Annotated in this window: 13 protein-coding genes; 7 read left to right on the forward strand and 6 right to left on the reverse strand. The window is 67.0% G+C overall.

Annotated elements, in window-relative coordinates:
- Window positions 1-11: 11 nt before the first annotated feature.
- Window positions 12-1,499: an MFS transporter gene (locus AC3A3X_RS04040; protein WP_487581818.1), complete on the reverse strand. Its 1,488-nt coding sequence runs from the start codon at window positions 1,497-1,499 to the stop codon at window positions 12-14.
- A gap of 226 nt (window positions 1,500-1,725) precedes the next feature.
- Entirely contained in the window at window positions 1,726-4,035 is a 2,310-nt protein-coding gene (locus AC3A3X_RS04045) for a glucosidase family protein (RefSeq protein ID WP_487581767.1), read from the reverse strand.
- A 218-nt stretch (window positions 4,036-4,253) separates the two neighbouring features.
- On the opposite strand from AC3A3X_RS04045, the gene AC3A3X_RS04050 reads away from it, so the two are divergent.
- From AC3A3X_RS04050 to AC3A3X_RS04060, 3 genes are all read left to right on the forward strand, one after another.
- Window positions 4,254-5,876 carry an alpha-glucosidase family protein gene (locus tag AC3A3X_RS04050; protein ID WP_487581768.1) on the forward strand — a complete coding sequence of 541 codons (1,623 nt, stop codon included), beginning with the start codon at window positions 4,254-4,256 and terminating at the stop codon, window positions 5,874-5,876.
- Window positions 5,869-6,891: an alpha/beta hydrolase gene (locus AC3A3X_RS04055; protein WP_487581769.1), complete on the forward strand. Its 1,023-nt coding sequence runs from the start codon at window positions 5,869-5,871 to the stop codon at window positions 6,889-6,891. Before AC3A3X_RS04050 ends, AC3A3X_RS04055 begins: the two co-directional genes overlap by 8 nt.
- Window positions 6,892-7,179: 288 nt before the next feature.
- Window positions 7,180-9,924 carry a TonB-dependent receptor gene (locus AC3A3X_RS04060; protein WP_487581770.1) on the forward strand — a complete coding sequence of 915 codons (2,745 nt, stop codon included), beginning with the start codon at window positions 7,180-7,182 and terminating at the stop codon, window positions 9,922-9,924.
- Window positions 9,925-10,510: 586 nt separating this feature from the next.
- On the opposite strand, the gene yihA is transcribed toward AC3A3X_RS04060, so the two are convergent.
- Window positions 10,511-11,131 (reverse strand): ribosome biogenesis GTP-binding protein YihA/YsxC, encoded by a 621-nt coding sequence (gene yihA / locus AC3A3X_RS04065; protein WP_487581771.1) that lies wholly within the window; start codon window positions 11,129-11,131, stop codon window positions 10,511-10,513.
- 217 nt (window positions 11,132-11,348) lie between these two features.
- Here yihA and AC3A3X_RS04070 point away from each other — a divergent pair, with 217 nt between their 5' ends.
- From AC3A3X_RS04070 to AC3A3X_RS04085, 4 genes are all read left to right on the forward strand, one after another.
- A complete protein-coding gene (locus AC3A3X_RS04070) occupies window positions 11,349-12,224 on the forward strand; it encodes a c-type cytochrome (RefSeq protein ID WP_487581772.1) in 876 nt (291 codons plus the stop codon).
- Between the two features lie 143 nt (window positions 12,225-12,367).
- The gene (locus tag AC3A3X_RS04075; RefSeq protein WP_487581773.1) at window positions 12,368-13,030 is read left to right on the forward strand and encodes a thiol:disulfide interchange protein DsbA/DsbL; all 663 of its coding nucleotides are present in this window, start codon (window positions 12,368-12,370) and stop codon (window positions 13,028-13,030) included.
- A gap of 129 nt (window positions 13,031-13,159) precedes the next feature.
- Window positions 13,160-14,002 carry a thiol:disulfide interchange protein DsbA/DsbL gene (locus AC3A3X_RS04080; RefSeq protein ID WP_487581774.1) on the forward strand — a complete coding sequence of 281 codons (843 nt, stop codon included), beginning with the start codon at window positions 13,160-13,162 and terminating at the stop codon, window positions 14,000-14,002.
- A gap of 19 nt (window positions 14,003-14,021) precedes the next feature.
- A complete protein-coding gene (locus AC3A3X_RS04085; protein WP_200609119.1) occupies window positions 14,022-14,780 on the forward strand; it encodes an endonuclease/exonuclease/phosphatase family protein in 759 nt (252 codons plus the stop codon).
- Between the two features lie 45 nt (window positions 14,781-14,825).
- Here the strand turns inward: AC3A3X_RS04085 and AC3A3X_RS04090 are convergent, their stop codons facing one another.
- The 3 genes from AC3A3X_RS04090 to AC3A3X_RS04100 form a co-directional block, all read right to left on the reverse strand.
- Entirely contained in the window at window positions 14,826-15,209 is a 384-nt protein-coding gene (locus AC3A3X_RS04090; RefSeq protein ID WP_487581775.1) for a YbjQ family protein, read from the reverse strand.
- Window positions 15,210-15,305: 96 nt separating this feature from the next.
- Window positions 15,306-16,088: a hypothetical protein gene (locus tag AC3A3X_RS04095; protein ID WP_487581776.1), complete on the reverse strand. Its 783-nt coding sequence runs from the start codon at window positions 16,086-16,088 to the stop codon at window positions 15,306-15,308.
- A 16-nt stretch (window positions 16,089-16,104) separates the two neighbouring features.
- Entirely contained in the window at window positions 16,105-16,653 is a 549-nt protein-coding gene (locus tag AC3A3X_RS04100; RefSeq protein ID WP_487581777.1) for a hypothetical protein, read from the reverse strand.
- Window positions 16,654-16,668: the final 15 nt, after the last annotated feature.

Raw genomic sequence — 16,668 nt, forward strand, 5'->3', positions numbered from 1 at the left:
CGGCAATGGTCTCAGTGGCTGGCGGCGAGCGTTGCCGCGCGCGGGTCCTGCACGCGCAGCACGCACAGGCCGGCGACGAACAGGCTGGCGGCACCTATCGTCAGTGCCTGGATCGGCTGTCCACCGAAGATGGTCTTGAGCAGGAAGCCGAGCAGGCTGGCCGCGACCAGCTGCGGGATCACGATGAAGAAATTGAAGATGCCCATGAACACGCCCATCTTCTCCGCCGGCACGCTGTCGGCCAGCAGGGCGTAGGGCAGCGACAGGATCGAGGCCCAGGCGAAGCCGACGCCGACCATCGACAGCAGCAGCCAGTGCGGGTCGCGGATGAAGAGGAACGAGATCAACCCGAGGCCGCCGAGCCACACATTCACCAGGTGGCTCATGCGCAGGCCGATGCGGCGCACCATCCACGGGATCACCACCGCTGCCAGCGCGGCGAAGCCGTTGTAGGCGGCGAACAGCACGCCGACCCAGTTGGCGCCTTCGTTGTAGAGGGCCGAACCGGTGTCGCTGGTGCCGTAGTGGACGCCGGTCACCGCACCGGTGGTGTAGATCCACATGCCGAACAGCGCGAACCAGGAGAAGAACTGCACCACCGCCAGTCGGCGCATCTCGGCGGGCATGTCGTGCATGTCGCCGATGATGTGGGCGAAGGCGCTGTCGCGCCGCAACAGCGTCACCACCAGCAGCGCCAGGCCGTAGCCGCCAGCCAGTCCGGCGAGCACGTAGAGCTGGCGGTCGAGGTTGTAGTGCATCACCACGTAGGCACCGGCCGCGCCGAGCAGCAGCCACAGCGCGCCGTTGCGGCGTGCGCGTGCGTGGTCGAGCGTGCGTTGCGGCGCGCGCTGCAGCGTGTCGTGTGCGCGCAGCACCTCCGGCGGGTACTCGCGGGTGCGGATGATCGTCCAGCCCACCGACAGCATCAGCACCGCGCCACCGAAGTAGAAGGCGTAGCGCACGGTGTCGGGCACCTCGCCCGGGCCGGCGGTGTTGCCGACGCCGACCTGCGCCAGGAACCAAGGCAGCAGGCTGGCGATCACCGAGCCGATGCCGATGAAGAAGCTCTGCATGGCGAAGCCGCTGGCGCGCTGCGAGGTCGGCAGCTGGTCGCCGACGAAGGCGCGGAACGGTTCCATCGAGATGTTGATCGATGCGTCCAGCACCCACAGCAGGCCGGCGGCGATCCACAACGTCGGCGAGTTTGGCATCGCGCACAGCGCCAGCGTCGCCAGCACCGCACCGATCAGGAAGTAGGGGCGGCGCCGGCCGAGTCCCGTCCATGTCCGGTCGCTGAGATAGCCGACGATGGGTTGCACGATCAGCCCGGTCAGCGGCGCGGCGATCCACAGCGCCGGGATCTCGTCCACGCTGGCGCCCAGGGTCTGGAAGATGCGGCTGACATTGGCGTTCTGCAGGGCGAATCCGAACTGGATGCCGAGGAAGCCGAAACACATGTTCCAGATCTGCCAGAACGACAGCTGCGGTTTGGTGGTCATTGGCTGGCCGGTCTCGTTGGAGTGGATGCGCGTCATGGGATGGCTTGCGGGGGAACCCGTAATTTGGATAACCCGTCGATGACGGCGGAAGTCACTGGGTCCCCGCCTTCGCGGGGATGACGGTCAAGAGCCAAAGTCACTGGGTCCCCGCCTTCGCGGGGATGACGGTCATGAGCCAAAGTCACTGGGTCCCCGCCTTCGCGGGGATGACGGTCAATGGCCAAAGTCACTGGGTCCCCGCCTTCGCGGGGATGACGACCAGCGAGGTGTCAGTGGGACCAAGCTGCACTACGTGCAGCTCCCCCAACTCCGCCGAGTTCAACGCCCCCGTCGCGCCACCGCTGCCGCCGGTGTAATGGGAAAAGTGGCTCAGATAACTCATGTTGAACCCGTCGCGCAGGTCGAAACGGCATTTCGCGCCGACCTTGGCGTCGAACACGACTGCGCTGGAAAGCTGCCGGGCCGGACCGTGCGGCATCACCAGTGTTCCGCTCTGCTGCGGCCGTCCAGGGCACTCCACCACCAGCGTCTTCACCGCCGCGGTGATGCCGGTGTTGATCGGACCGTGCGGATTGACGAAGTCCAGGCGCACCGAGAAGCGTCCGCCCGACGTCGCGGTCCATAGGCGCGGCCAGTCACCGGCGACCCGGGTCTCGTCTGCGATGCAATGGGTCGGACCGTGCAGCGACTCCACGCCGCTCTCGCCGATCCGCGTCAGGCTGAGGCACTGCTGGTACGGCTGCCTGGCCAGCGTCACCGCGGTCGATGACGTGCCGGCATCGGCGCGGCGCTGGCCATCGACGTACAGCCGCGTGCCCGGTGGCAGTGTGACCCGCCATTGCGCGCCGGCCGAGTGCACCAGCGGCGCCTGCGGCGACGCAGGCGCGAATGCCGCCGCGTCCGTGGCAAGCGTCGCCGGCGTGCTGCGGGTGGCGACCAGATCGACGACCGTGTCGGGGCCATCGACGTGCGTCGTGCCGGCGACCAGCAGGTCGCCCTCGATCGCACGCGGACGGCGCAGCGTGACCTTGCGCTGGGCAAGCTGCAACGAGATCTCGTCGCGGTCGCCGAACAGCATCGGCACCAGCTCGGCCGGCAGCATCGGCTTGACGCTGCCGTCCTCGCCGACGCCGAAGACGCCTTCGATCACCATGTCCAGGTACGCCGCCACCGACCACAGCTGCCGCGGCGAGTTGACCACCGGCCCGCTGAGCGCACCGTCGTCGGCATGCACAGCCTGGGTGACCAGCTCGAAGTTCTCCATGTTCGAACCGGCCAGCGCGGCACCGCGCATCAGCGAGCGGATCTCGTGGGCGATGCGCGGCGCGTGCCCGACCGAGCGCGCGGCGCGCAGCGAATACGCGCTGACGAACGGCCAGATCGCTCGGTTGTGATAGATCGCGGTGTCGGGCTGCTGCGGCCAGATCACCGGGCTGCCGCTTTCCAGCGCGGGGTAGCGCGACAGTGCACGGCGCGCGCGATCGGGCGGCGCGATACCGCTTTCGATCACCAGCGCCAGGCCGAGCAGGTCATACGCCTCGAACGGGACGCGATGCTCGGCCGTGCCGATGTAGCTCATGTACAGGCCGCGATCCTCGCGCCAGAACGCGCGGTCGATGGCCTTGGCCAGCGCATCGGCCTGGCGCGACCAGGTCGCCGCGCGGGCATCGCCACGGCGCTTGGCCATCTGCTCGCCCAGGCGCAGTGCCTGGTACTGCAGGACGTTGGTGGACAGGGCGAACGACTGCGCGATGAAGCCGACGTCGTTCGCGGTCCAGCGCGGGTAGGACTGCTCGCGCCAGTCGAGGTACGAGGTTTCGCCGCGATACAGCCCGACGTTTTCGTCGAAGACGAAGGCACGGTCCTGCGCCAGCGTGTCTGCCAGCGCGCGCCAGGTCTCGTCGGCGAAGCGGCGGCTGTCTGCGTCCGTGCCGTCGATCAGATGCCGCGCCGCCAGGAACCACACCACGCGGTCGCTGCTGATCGGCCAGCTGCCGCCCGAGCCGGTGTCCTGGGCGACGAAGAATCCGCCGGCGGCCGCCGGCGGCCTGACGCCGGACAACTTGAAGCGCAACGAGGCGCGCGTGCGTTCAGGCGACACCCGCGCCAAGGCAAGGTCTGCCGCATAGGAAACGTCGCGGGTCCAGACGTAGCGCCATTTCTCGCCGGTCTCGAAGCACGGACAGGCGATTGGCTTGCCGTTGTCGAAGGCGCCGTCGGTGATCGATTCCACCTGCGCCTGCTGCAACTCGAGCTGGGCCAGGGCGAACAGGCCGTCGAACAAGGGGCTTGCGGTCTGGCTGCGCAAGGACTGCGCCGGGATCGTGCGCGGCTTGGCAGCACCGGAAAGCACGTACCCCTGGCCACCGTCCACCATTTCGACGGACTGTGCGCGCCACGACAAACCGTGTTGCCATGCAGCATCGGATGGCGCGGCGGGAGGCTGCGCCAACGCGACCGAGCAGGCGATGGCGAGCGCACCCGCGACAAGCCCCGGAACCAAGGCCTGGCAGCGTGCGGTTGCGGCTTGACTCATGCATCGCCCCTTCTCGAACAGCGGCCATGGTAGTTCGCGGCGCGGATGCGCATGGGTTTGCTGCATACGTATTCATCGCCAAGCAGGCGGACCTGGCAATCCCAGCGGCTACCCGTCATGGAATAGTGCGCACCAATGCGTGCCCCCGGCGCGCCCAACGACACACAAGCGGCGCGCGGATGACGATGGCGGCAGTCACAACGGACAGGCAGGTGGCAATGTTGCAGGACGCAGCATGGTGGCGCGGCGCGGTGATCTACCAGATCTACCCGCGCAGCTTCCTCGACACCAATGGCGACGGCGTCGGCGATCTGCCCGGCATCATCGAGCGGCTGGACTACGTCGCCAGCCTCGGCGTCGATGCGATCTGGATCTCGCCGTTCTTCAAGTCGCCGATGGCCGACTTCGGTTACGACATCGCCGACTACCGCGATGTCGACCCGCTGTTCGGCACCCTGGACGACTTCGACCGCCTGCTGGCCAAGGCGCACTCGCTCGGCATCCGGGTGATGATCGACCAGGTGCTCAGCCACACCTCGGTCGAGCACGCGTGGTTCAAGGAGAGCCGCGAGAGCCGCGACAACGCCCGTGCCGACTGGTACGTATGGGCCGACGCGAAGCCCGACGGCACCCCGCCCAACAACTGGCTGTCGCTGTTCGGCGGCGTCGCCTGGCGCTGGGAACCGCGCCGCGGCCAGTACTTCCTGCACAACTTCCTGTCGTCGCAGCCGGACCTGAACTTCCACCACCCGGCCGTGCGCGAGGCGACGCTGGACAACGTGAGGTTCTGGCTCGACCGCGGCGTCGACGGCCTGCGCCTGGACGCAATCAACTTCTGCTTCCACGACCGGCAACTGCGCGACAACCCGCCCAAGCCGGCGGAACTGCGCACCGGGCGTGGCTTCAGCCCGGACAATCCGTACGCGTTCCAGTACCACCACTACAACAACACGCAGCCGCAGAACCTGGACTTCCTCGAGGACCTGCGCGCCCTGCTCGACCGCTACCCGGGCGCGACCACGCTGGGCGAGATCTCCTCGGAAGACTCGCTGGCGACGATGGGCGAGTACGTCAACGAGCAGCGCCTGCACATGGGCTACAGCTTCGAGCTGCTGACCGACGACTTCAACGCTGCCTACATCCGCGGCACGGTCGAGGACCTGGAAGCGAAGATGACCCGCGGCTGGCCGTGCTGGGCGATCTCCAACCACGACGTCCGTCGCGCGGTGACGCGCTGGGGCGGCGATGGTGCGTCCGACGACCTCGCCAAGCAGCTGGTGGCGCTGGTGTGCTCGCTGCGCGGCTCGGTCTGCCTGTACCAGGGCGAGGAGCTGGGGCTGACCGAAGCGGAGGTTCCGTTCGAATCGCTGCAGGATCCTTACGGCATCGCGTTCTGGCCGACCTTCAAGGGCCGCGACGGCTGCCGCACGCCGATACCGTGGAACGGCGGCACGCATTCAGGCTTCAGCGACGGCAAGCCGTGGCTGCCGGTGGCCGACACGCACAGCGCGCGCAGCGTCGCCGTGCAGGACGCGCAATCGGATTCGGTGCTCAATGGCGTGCGTCACCTGATGTGCTGGCGCAAGGCGCATCCGGCGCTGGTCGCAGGCGACATCGCCTTCGTCGATGCACCCGAGCCGGTGCTGGCCTTCACCCGCGGCAGCGAGGACGAATCCCTGCTGGTGGTGTTCAACCTGTCGGCGCAGCCACAGCAGTGGGAGATTCCCGCGCATCTGGGCGCGCTTGCGCCCGTCGACGACCACGGGCTGCTGGCCGGGCGCGTGGACGCTGGCCGGCTGCACCTGCCGGCGCACGGCGTGTTCTACGCACGCATTGGCTGATCGATTGGTGCGCGCGCGTGCTGCCCTCGCCGCGCGCGCACTTGCCACGTTCGTGCTGACCGCATCGCTCGCGCTGCCGCTGCGGGCCGAACCGGTCCGCGTGCAACTGGACGCGCCGGCCTTCGCGCCGGAGCAGGTGAAGGTCTCGCTGTACCTGCCGCCGGGCTACGACGACCAGACCGACCGCCGCTATGGCGTCCTCTATATCAATGACGGCCAGGACATGCCCGCCGTCGGGCTCGAAACGACGCTGTCGCGGTTGTACGCGCAGCAGGCGATCGAACCGGTGATCGTGGTCGCCATCGACATGCTCACCGATCGCATGGGCACCTATGGCCTGTCCGACCGCGCCGCCGGCGCCAGCCTCCCCGGCCGCTCGCGCTTCGGTCCGATCGGAACGCGCGCGCACGGCTACGCGCAATGGCTGGCGGGCACGCTGGTGCCGTACATCGATGCCCACTACCGCACCGTGCCGGACGCCTCCGGCCGCACCATGCTCGGTTGGTCGCTGGGCGCGTTGCAGGCCTTCGACATGGGCTGGCAGTACCCGGAGCTGTTCGGGCGCGTCGGTGCATTCTCACCCTCGTTCTGGCTACCGCCGCTGCAAGCCGGCGGCGATGATCGCCTCGCCCAGGGGCAGGTCGAGCGCGGCCCGAAGCGCGATGGCCTGCGCATGTTCATTGCCGTTGGCAGCAGCGAAGAGACCGACGACCGCGACCGCGACGGCGTGTTTGATGCCCTCGACGACGCCTTGACGCTGATACGGGGTGGCCGCGACGGCGCGCGCGACCAGCGCGGACTGGTCGGATCGGGTTACTCGGTGTCACTGGCGTATGCACCGTGCCGGCAACACTCCGACGTCGATTTCTTCCTGCTCGCCGACGGCCGCCACCAGCAGGCGTCGTGGGCGCGCATGTTGCCGGTGTTCCTGCATTGGGCGTACGCCACGCCTGCGGCCGCCGCGATGCCGCGCTGTCGCGATTTCCTGCCTGCGCCGGAGGCGCCAGCGACCTAGCCGCTGCACGGATGCAACCTGGCGTCCCCGGCGCCGCCAGCCCTGCGGCCGGCGGCAGGGGGCGAATTTGTCCCGGAAAACGATTGCACACGCTTCCTGTCTGCGCGCGCCGGCGATGAATACGTATGCAATGGAATTTGTGCAGCGATGCGGGCGTCTACCATCGCGCTACGTTCTGGAACGGTCTTTCATATTGCCAATCCTGGCGCGCGGGCTTCGACGATCGGCGGCGCAATCGCCGCGACGTACGCAAGCCGACTATAAAAACACTATGCAGTGGGAGGGGAGATGCAACTCAAGCGCAATCTGCTGAGCGTGGCACTGGCATCGGCGACGATGCTGATCGCCGCAGGCGCCCAGGCGCAGGAAACGAGCCAGCCGGGCACGCCGGGCCAGGACGCCACGACGCTGGACTCGGTGGTGGTCACCGGCATCCGCGCCGGTATCGAAAGCTCCATCTCGACCAAGAAGGAATCGACCTCGATCGTCGAAGCCATCTCGGCCGAAGACATCGGCAAGCTGCCTGACATCAGCATCGCCGAATCCATCGCCCGCCTGCCGGGCCTGGCCGCCCAGCGCGTGGCCGGCCGCGCGCAGGTCATCAGCGTCCGCGGCCTGTCGCCCGACTTCGCCACCACGCTGCTCAATGGCCGCGAAGTGGTCAGCACCGGCGACAACCGCAGCGTCGAGTTCGACCAGTACCCGTCGGAGCTGTTCAACGGCGTGACCGTGTACAAGACCCCCGATGCATCGCTGGTCGGCCAGGGCCTGTCGGCCACCATCGACATGCAGACCGTGCGCCCGCTGAGCTACAGCGAGCCGGTGGCCGTGTTCGGCGCCCGCTACCAGAAGAACTCGCTGGGTTCGGCCGCCGACAGCGATGGCGACGGCAACCGCATCAACGCCAGCTACATCGGCCAGTTCCTCGACAACACCCTGGGCTTCTCGATCGGCTACTCGCACCTTGAGACGCCGATCCAGGAAGAGCAGGTGGGTCTGTACGAGCCGTGGAAGGACCGGAACGATGATGGTTCGCCGCTCGATCGCCCCGGCGTTGCCGACTTCACCTACTACTCCGACGGCATCAAGGCCCTGCGCCGCACCGGCTATGCCGAACGCGACGGCATCATGGCGACGGTGCAATACCGTCCGTCGAACGCGTGGACCAGCACGCTGGACCTGTTCCACACCGAAGCTGAGCAGGTCGACACCGCCAACCAGTTCGAGGTCAACCTCGGCAACTATCCGAGCGGTCTGTTGATCAACGGCGCGCGGATCAATGGCAACGGCACTTTCGTTGGCGGCAGCGCCACCGGCATCTACCCGCTGGTGCGCGGCATGTACAACAAGCGCGAAGACGAAATCAACGCGTTTGGCTGGAACAACGACTTTGCCGTGGGCAATGCCCGCGTCAACGCAGACCTCAGCTATTCGAAGGCCAGCCGTGACGAGCTGAGTCTGGAAAACAACACCCAGCAACTTCCCTCGACGCTGCGCGACACGTTGAACCTGGCCTACTCCAGCAGCAACTTCTCGCAGCTGGCGCCGGGCTTGGACTATTCCGATCCGAGCGCTCTGTTCCTCTCGAACACGATCTACGGTTCGGGCTACGGCAAAGTGCCCAGCGTGGAAGACGAGCTCAAGGGTGCGCGCGTCGTCGTCTCGCTGCCGGCTCCGTCGGCGATGGGCTGGTTGTCGAACATCGACATCGGCCTGAACTATGCCGACCGCGAGAAGCAGAAGGCACAGCCCGAGGGAAACATCAACATCTGCCAGGATTGCGCAATCGCAATCGCACCTGACCTGCAGTACGACCCGGTCAACCTCGGTTTCGCTGGCATCGGCTACATCCCCGCGTGGAATGTCCCCGGCGCTGTCGGTCGTTACATGACCTTCAATCCGCAGTCCGACCTGTCGTATCTGGTCTCGAAGGCCTGGACGGTCAACGAGAAGATCACCACCGGCTACGTGCAGGCCGACATCGACACCGAATGGGGCTCGGTCGGTGTTCGCGGCAACGTCGGCGTGCAGATCCAGCACACCGACCAGTCGTCGAATGCGAACTACTGGGACGGCACGGCACCCGGCGGCGGCGCGCCCAAGCCGTTCGAGGACGGCACGACCTACACCGACGTGCTGCCGAGCCTGAACCTGGCGTTCTCGTTCGAGCATGACCAGACCCTGCGCGTCGCCCTCGCCCGCCAGGTGGCGCGCGCACGCGTGGACGACATGCGCGCCTCGCTCGAGTTCGGCGTCGATACCTCGACCGGCATTCCCGGCGCGACCGGCGGCAACCCGCGCCTGGATCCGTGGCGTGCCAATGCGTTCGACCTGTCGTACGAGAAGTACTTCGGCGACAACCGGGCTTACGTGGCTGCTGCCTACTTCTACAAGGACCTGCGCAGCTATATCTACAAGCAGACCCAGGACGGCTACGACTTCAGCGCCTTCGTCGCCGACTACGTGCCGCCGGAGAATGGCCTGCCGGCCCAGCCCACCGGCAACTTCACTGCGCCGTACAACGGCCAGGGCGGCATGCTGCAGGGCCTGGAGCTGAGCGCGTCGCTGCCGCTGGACATGCTGTGGGAGCCGCTGCAAGGCTTCGGCATCGTCGCCAACGCCAGCTTCAACGACAGCGACATCGAGATCGTCGATCCGGACAGCGCGAGCAGCGTCGGTTCCCAGCCGATCACGTTGCCGGGCCTGTCGGACGAGGTGTACAGCTTCACGGCGTATTTCGAGCGCGGCGGCTTCGAGGCCCGCGTGAGCCAGCGCTGGCGTTCGGACTTCATCGGCGAGATCGGCAACTTCAACGGCAACCGCACGCTGCGTTACGTGGTGGGCGACGACCAGCTCGATGCGCAGATCAGCTACGAGTTCGGCGAAGGCACGATGTCGGGCCTGAGCCTGTACCTGCAGGGCAGCAACCTGACCAACTCGCCGTACCAGACCTACGCCAGCAGCAAGGATCGTCCGCTCGAGTACATCGAGTGGGGCCGCACCTACCTGGTGGGCGCGTCGTACAAGTTCTGATCCCCCTCCCGGGCTCCAGAACACACCTCCGCCGGAGCGATCCGGCGGGGGTTTTTTATGGGCTGCCCGGCCTTCACCGTCATCCCGGCGAACGCCGGGACCCAGGCCGGTAGCCCATCAGCAATGTCACGTCGTCCCGGCGAACGCCGGGATCCATCTTGACGTTGCCTTTGCTCCGGAGCGGCGTTGTCCGCAGGGGCGGGGAGTGCTCCGCCCCTTCGTCGGACATCCTGTCCGAAGGCGGGGCGCGGGACATCCATGTCCCGCCGCGAAGCACTCCCCGCCCCTGCGGACAACGCTCTGGCGATTCGTTGCACGGTCTTCGGCAAGCGAAAAGCAACGACGCTGGGTTCCCGCCTTCGCGGGAATGACGGGCGGCCAACCGTCATCCCCGCGCAGGCGGGGATCCAAGGACGTTGGCTTTCGCTTTCGGCTTTGCCGCTCTGATGGCGGAAGCTGTTGCTGCCTTCAAGGGGCGAGAGCAACGGCAACAGCAAAATGGGATCCCGGCATGCGCCGGGATGACGTGACGATGCTGATGGGGGGCGGGTCTGGGTCCCGGCGTTCGCCGGGACGACGGGAGGCTTCAGAGGCCCAGCCAGCCAGCGACCACGGCGCGCGTCTCTTCCACACCCTGCTTCGACTCGCCCGAGAACGTCTGCACACTCACCGTGTCGCCAAAGGCACTGAACAGATCGCGCCTTACCGCATGCAGCGTCTGCGTCTGCTGCCCGCGCCCCAGCTTGTCGGCCTTGGTCAGCAACGCATGCGCCGGCAGGCCACGATTGACCGCATAACCGAGCATCTGCCGGTCGTACTCGCGCAGCGGATGGCGGATGTCCATCACCACCACTAGCCCCTTGAGCGACTCGCGGGTCTGGAAGTACTGGTGGATGAAGGCCTGCCAGTGCGCCTGCAGATCCTGCGGCACCTTGGCGTAGCCGTAGCCGGGCAGGTCGACCAGGTAGTTGCCGGGGACCGGCTCCTCGCTGGGCGGGGTGATGTCGAAATAGACCAGCTGCTGGGTCCGGCCCGGGGTCTTGGAGACCCGCGCCATCGCGTTCTGCTGGCACAACGCATTGAGCGCGCTGGACTTGCCGGCGTTGGAGCGGCCGGCGAATGCGACCTCGGTCCCGCCCTCGGGCGGCAGCTGCTTGTGGTTATGCGCCGCCAGCAGGTAGCGGGCGCGAACGAAGGGATTGGCCATGCCATAGGATCGCATGGCGACGCCCCCGACCGCCGGAATTGCCTCCCAAGCCAGCGACCCAGGCCCGCGCAAAAGGCCGAAAACACAGCAAAACGCCTGACTCGGGCAGCTCGTGCGCTTAATCCGCGTTGACCCGACCGGGAGCGGCGACGATAATTCCGCGGTTCCGGCGTCCGCAATCCTGGGCGCCTCTTGAAGTGTTTCGGAGCCCAGCTACATGAGCCAAGCCCGCGTCCTCGGCATGATCGGCCTCGCCGCAATGGCGGCCGCTGCCGTCGCCTATGCCCAGACCACCGTCACCCCGGTCCCGGACAACGCGCCGGTCCAGGCCGCCGCGCTGAACACCGCGCCGGAAAAGGTCGTCTGGGGCGACGCCAAGGCCGGCGCGACCAAGGCCGGCACCTGTGCCGCCTGCCACGGCCTCGATGGCAACCCGACCGATCCGCAGTACCCGCGCCTGGCCGGCCAGAGCGAGCGCTACATCGCCCACCAGATCGCCCTGTTCAAGAGCGGCGAGCGCAGTACCGGCATGGCCGCGGTCATGAAGCCGTTCGCCGACGCCCTCAGTGCCCAGGACGCGCGCGACATCGGCGCCTACTTCGCCACCCAGAAGGCCGGCGCCGGCGTCGCCGACGACACCGTCGTCGCGACCGGCCCGAACTCGGGCAAGAAGTTCTTCGAGGTCGGCCAGCAGCTGTTCCGCTCGGGCGACAAGGCCCGCGGCATCCCGGCCTGCATGGCCTGCCACGGCCCCGACGGCGCCGGCAACCCCGGCCCGGCCTACCCGCACATCGCGGGCCAGCAGTCGGCCTACACCCAGCGCCGCCTCGAGGAGTACCGCGCCGGCACCACGCCCCAGCGCGATGCGCACCTGTTCAACGTGATGGCCACGGTCGCCAAGCAGCTCAGCGACGAGGAAATCGGCTCGCTGTCGAGCTACCTGCAGGGCCTGCACCCGAGCCACGACGACCTGGCCGCGGCCAAGTCGCCGGAGCCAGCCGCCGCAGCGCCGGCTCCGGTCGCCCCGGCGGCGACGCCCGCTCCGGCGCCCGCCCCGACCCAGGAGCCGGCGGCACCCGCCACCGGTTCATAAAGGCGGAACTTTCGCCGCTGACCCACGGTCACAGCGATCATCTCCTCCTGTTGTTCGCTTGCGCCGGTCGTGTCCACACGACCGGCGTTTTGTTTTCATGTAGATGAGATCCGTCCCCCTCAGCCCTGACGAGACCCCGATCGATGAGCCGTCGTCCGTTCCTGCAGTCACTGCTTCTGCTTGCCCTGCTGCCCGCCGCGACGCTGGTCTCCGGCGCGATGGCGGCCGATGCCGCACCGGTCCCGGTCGAGGGCAGCGATTACGAGGTCATCGACGGCGGCAAGCCGTTTGCGCCGGTGAAGGGCAAGGTCGAGGTGGTGGAGGTGTTCGGCTACACCTGCCCGCACTGCGCGCACTTCCAGCCGCAGATCGCCAAGTGGCAGGCCAGCAACGCCAGGCAGGTCAGCTTCGTGCCGATGGCGGCGCCGTTCGGCGGCTTCTGGACGCCCTACGCCAAGGCCTTCTATGCCGCGCAGGAGCTGGGCGTGGCCGACCGGAGCCATGACGCGATGTTCCTGGCGCTGCACACCGACGGCACCCTGCCGTTGCGCAATCCGTCGGTCGACGAGATCGCGTCGTTCTATGCGCGGTACGGCGTCGACGCGCAGCGCTTTGCCAGCACCTACGACAGCCCGCAGGTGCAGGCACGCATGGACAAGGCCGAGCAGTTCATCCGCAGCAGTGGCGTGGAGAGCACGCCGACGCTGGTCGTGAACGGCAAGTACCGCATCCTCGGCCGCAATTTCGACGACACCCTGCGCATCGCCGACCAACTGGTCGCGCGCGAACGCGCCGCGACACGCTGACTGCGCACCGCGCAATACCGGTCAGCCCCGGCGGCCGGTATTCTTGCGGCAACACCTCTTGCATGGCCCGGACGCACACGCGCGCCGGCCACACCTTCCAGCCATAGCCACCTGCGGAGAATTCGATCCATGACCTCGCGCCTGCCCCACCTTGCCGTGGTTCTGACCGGCCTGCTCGTCCTGTCCGCCTGCTCCAAGCAGGCCCCGGCACCGGCGGATGCCGCTGCCCCGGCGGCCCCGGCGGCCACCACCACGGCACCGGCCGAGACCGCCCCCGCCGCACCAGCGGCACCGACCGAAACCGCACCTGTCGAGACCGCGCCTCCAGGAGCCCCGGCTCCGGCGGCCCCGGCGGCTGCCGCCACCCCGCCGGAGGGCCCGGCACCGGTCGCCGGCACCGATTACGTCGAGATCGCCGGCGGCCAGACCTATGAGCCCACCAGCGGCAAGATCGAAGTCATCGAAGTGTTCGGCTACACCTGCCCGCACTGCGCGCATTTCGAGCCGCTGGTCGAGGCCTGGAAGGCCAAGCAGCCTGCTGACGTGAAGTTCGTGCCGCTGGCCGCGCCGTTCGGCGGTTACTGGATGCCGTACGCCAAGGCGTTCTACACCGCGCAGGCGATGGGCGTGCTCGACAAGACGCACGAGGCGATGTTCAACGCCATCCACGTCGACCACACCCTGCCAGTGCAGCCGCTGCCGACCGACGCCCAGATCGCCGGCTTCTACGCCAAGTACGGCGTCGATCCCAAGCAGTTCGAAAGCACCATGAGCAGCTTCGCGGTCGATGCCAAGCTCAAGCGCGCGGGCAACTTCATCGCCCGCAGCGGCGTCGACTCGACCCCGTCGCTGGTGATCAACGGCAAGTACAAGGTCGTCGGCAAGAGCTTCGAGGACAGCCTGCGCATCGCCGACCACCTGGTCGCGCAGGAGCGCGCCAAGTCCGCTGCCCCGGCCCCGGCCGGCGGCTGACCTGGCAACCACGCCTCGAATGGAGACGCGCCGGCTCCGCCTGCTAAGCGCCAACATCCAGGCGGGGTCGAGCACGCGCGGCTATCACGACTACGTCGCGCGCAGCTGGTCGCACGTGCTGCCGGCCGGCAACAAGCGCGGCAGCCTCGACACGATCGCGCAGCTGGCCGGCGAACACGACATCGTCGGCCTCAACGAGAGTGACCCCGGCAGCCTGCGCTCCGGGTTCACCAACCAGACCCATTACCTCGCCCAACGCGGCGGCTTCGACTACTGGAGCCACCAGCCCAACCGCCGCGTCGGCGGCGTCGCCTCCAGCGCCAACGGCCTGCTGAGCCGGCTGGAACCGCGCGAAGTCATCGACCATCCGCTGCCCGGCCGCATCTCCGGCCGCGGCGTGCTGCTGGCGCGCTATGGCGAAGGCGATGCCGCATTGCTGGTCGCGGTGGCGCATCTCTCGCTCGGCGCGACTTCGCGCGCCGCGCAGCTCGGTTTCATCGCCGAACTGCTGCACGACCACCCGCATGCGGTGTTGATGGGCGACTTCAACTGCTCGATCGACCGGCCGGAAATGCAGGCGTTGTTCCGCAGCACCCGGCTGCAACCGCCCGAGGGCGATGTGCCGACCTTCCCGAGCTGGCGCCCGCAGCGCGCGATCGACCACATCCTGGTCGGCGACGGCCTGCGCACCTCGAACGCGCGCGCATTGCCGGCGGCGCAGTCGGACCACCTCGCGCTTTCGATCCAGCTCGACGTGCCCGACAGCGCATTGCGCTGACGGTGGGAACGGCTTCAGCCGCGAAGCTGCATGTGCCTGGTTGAGTCAGGTGCCGTGCGGCTCGACAACAACCGCCGTGCCATAGCACAGCACCTCTGTAAGCCCGGCCATGAGCTCGGTGGCGTCATAACGGACAGCGATGATCGCATTGGCGCCCAGCTGCCTGGCGTGCTGCACCATGTCGCGATAGGTCTCGTGACGAGCCTGCTCGCAAAGTTCCGTGTAGATGGTGATGTTGCCGCCGAAGATGGTCTGCAACCCGCCAAGAAAGTTGCCGACGATCGAGCGGGACCTGACGGTAATGCCGCGCACGAGACCAAGATTGCGAACGATCCGGTAGCCCGGGAGCTCGAACGCCGTCGTGACCATCGAGTCGTTCAGAAGTGACGCTGTCGAACGGATTGCAGCGGAGTTGTATGGGTCGGTCATTGGTTTTCCTTGGCCAGTTCCAGTCAGCGCAGCCCGACTAAGCCGGACCATCTTCTTCATGTCTTCCAACGAGTGAATGCTGCGGGAGGGCGACGGCTAATCAACGGCAGGGTCGAGGAAGATGGGCCCGACCGCGAGGTCGCTGGCATCGGCAGTCAGATCGGATGGAAATGGTGCGCAAGGCGGAGTGTTCTTGAGTGCCGCTACCAGTGACCCATCGGCCGATTCCATCCTGGAAACTGCACCGCCCTTCTTTACCCTGCCAATGTAAGGGACATCCACCACCCTTCCCGAGTGGTCAATCGTGACTTCCACTGTGACTGGCTGCATCAACACCGTCTTGGGGATGGCTGACGCAATGTGACGAGAGCACTGCAAGGCGTAAAGATTCTTCCGCTCTCGCTCTTCCACTGCTTTGACCCATTGCCTGTCGGAAGCAGCACTGTTCTCCGCGACACGCCGGTTGGATGCTTGTTCGGCGATCGATGCCCGATGATCCTCCTGCGTTGCCGCACGGAACACCATTCTCAGCTCACGTCGGAATTCCGCTTCGAATCCACGATACGGGAACGGGCTGGACCTGCGTACGGTTTCCGTGATCGCGTCTCTTCCTGCCTCGCTGAACTCACATTCTGGATAGAAGTCGACTGCCAGTACTTCTCCGCCGGGCAACTGCTTGATCCGGGCAGCACACGCTGAGCCGGAAACCAGCTCGTCACCCTCGGACCTGGACTCCCATTGTCTCTGGACGACCGTGTATACGGCCCGCGCATACTCCGTGGCCGCCGTTTGCTGAGCACGCGGGAAACCGCACATCGACAAGAGGACCACCGGAACCATGGCCAACGCCAGCGTCTTGGCCGAGAACGTCTTGAACACTGCGCGCTCCCGCATTTCAGTTCCAGAAGAACGTGCAGGCCGTTGGTCGCTGTGTGCTGCTTGGTTCCCGCTCGCGCACGAAGCTGGTGCCCTGGAGGGAAATCTTCTCGACCCTCACATAGCAATAGGCCCGATCCGTGCTGTAGGTCAGCTCATATTCGGAACCCACCTGGGGTAGGAACGATCCGCTGACATAGCAGACACCGTTGCTTTCCCCACCAGCGGCGGTGAAATGGAAGCGCGCCCCGGCATTCACGGTGGTCTCGAAATACTGGCCGGGTTGATAGGTGGCGGCGGGGTCCTTGGTCATCCCCAGGTCGCCGGTCTTCTTCGTCCCGCCTCCGATGTTGAGGAAGCCCCCTCCCATGCCTACCACCTTCTTCGGCGTCCCTCCACACGCATCGCCATCGTGCGCATACACGTTGAACGCAGAGCCGATGTCCTTGTGCTGAGCGGCAATGAAACGCACGCTGGCGGCGCCACCAGGGGCGAAGGCAGGACGTTGATAAGCGGGGTTGCACCCCGATACGGCCAGAGCCACGAAAAGGAAAGCAAGATTTCGCATTGTCCAGGCGCCCCC

This window comes from Lysobacter sp. Soil_N_23 (assembly GCF_057656135.1).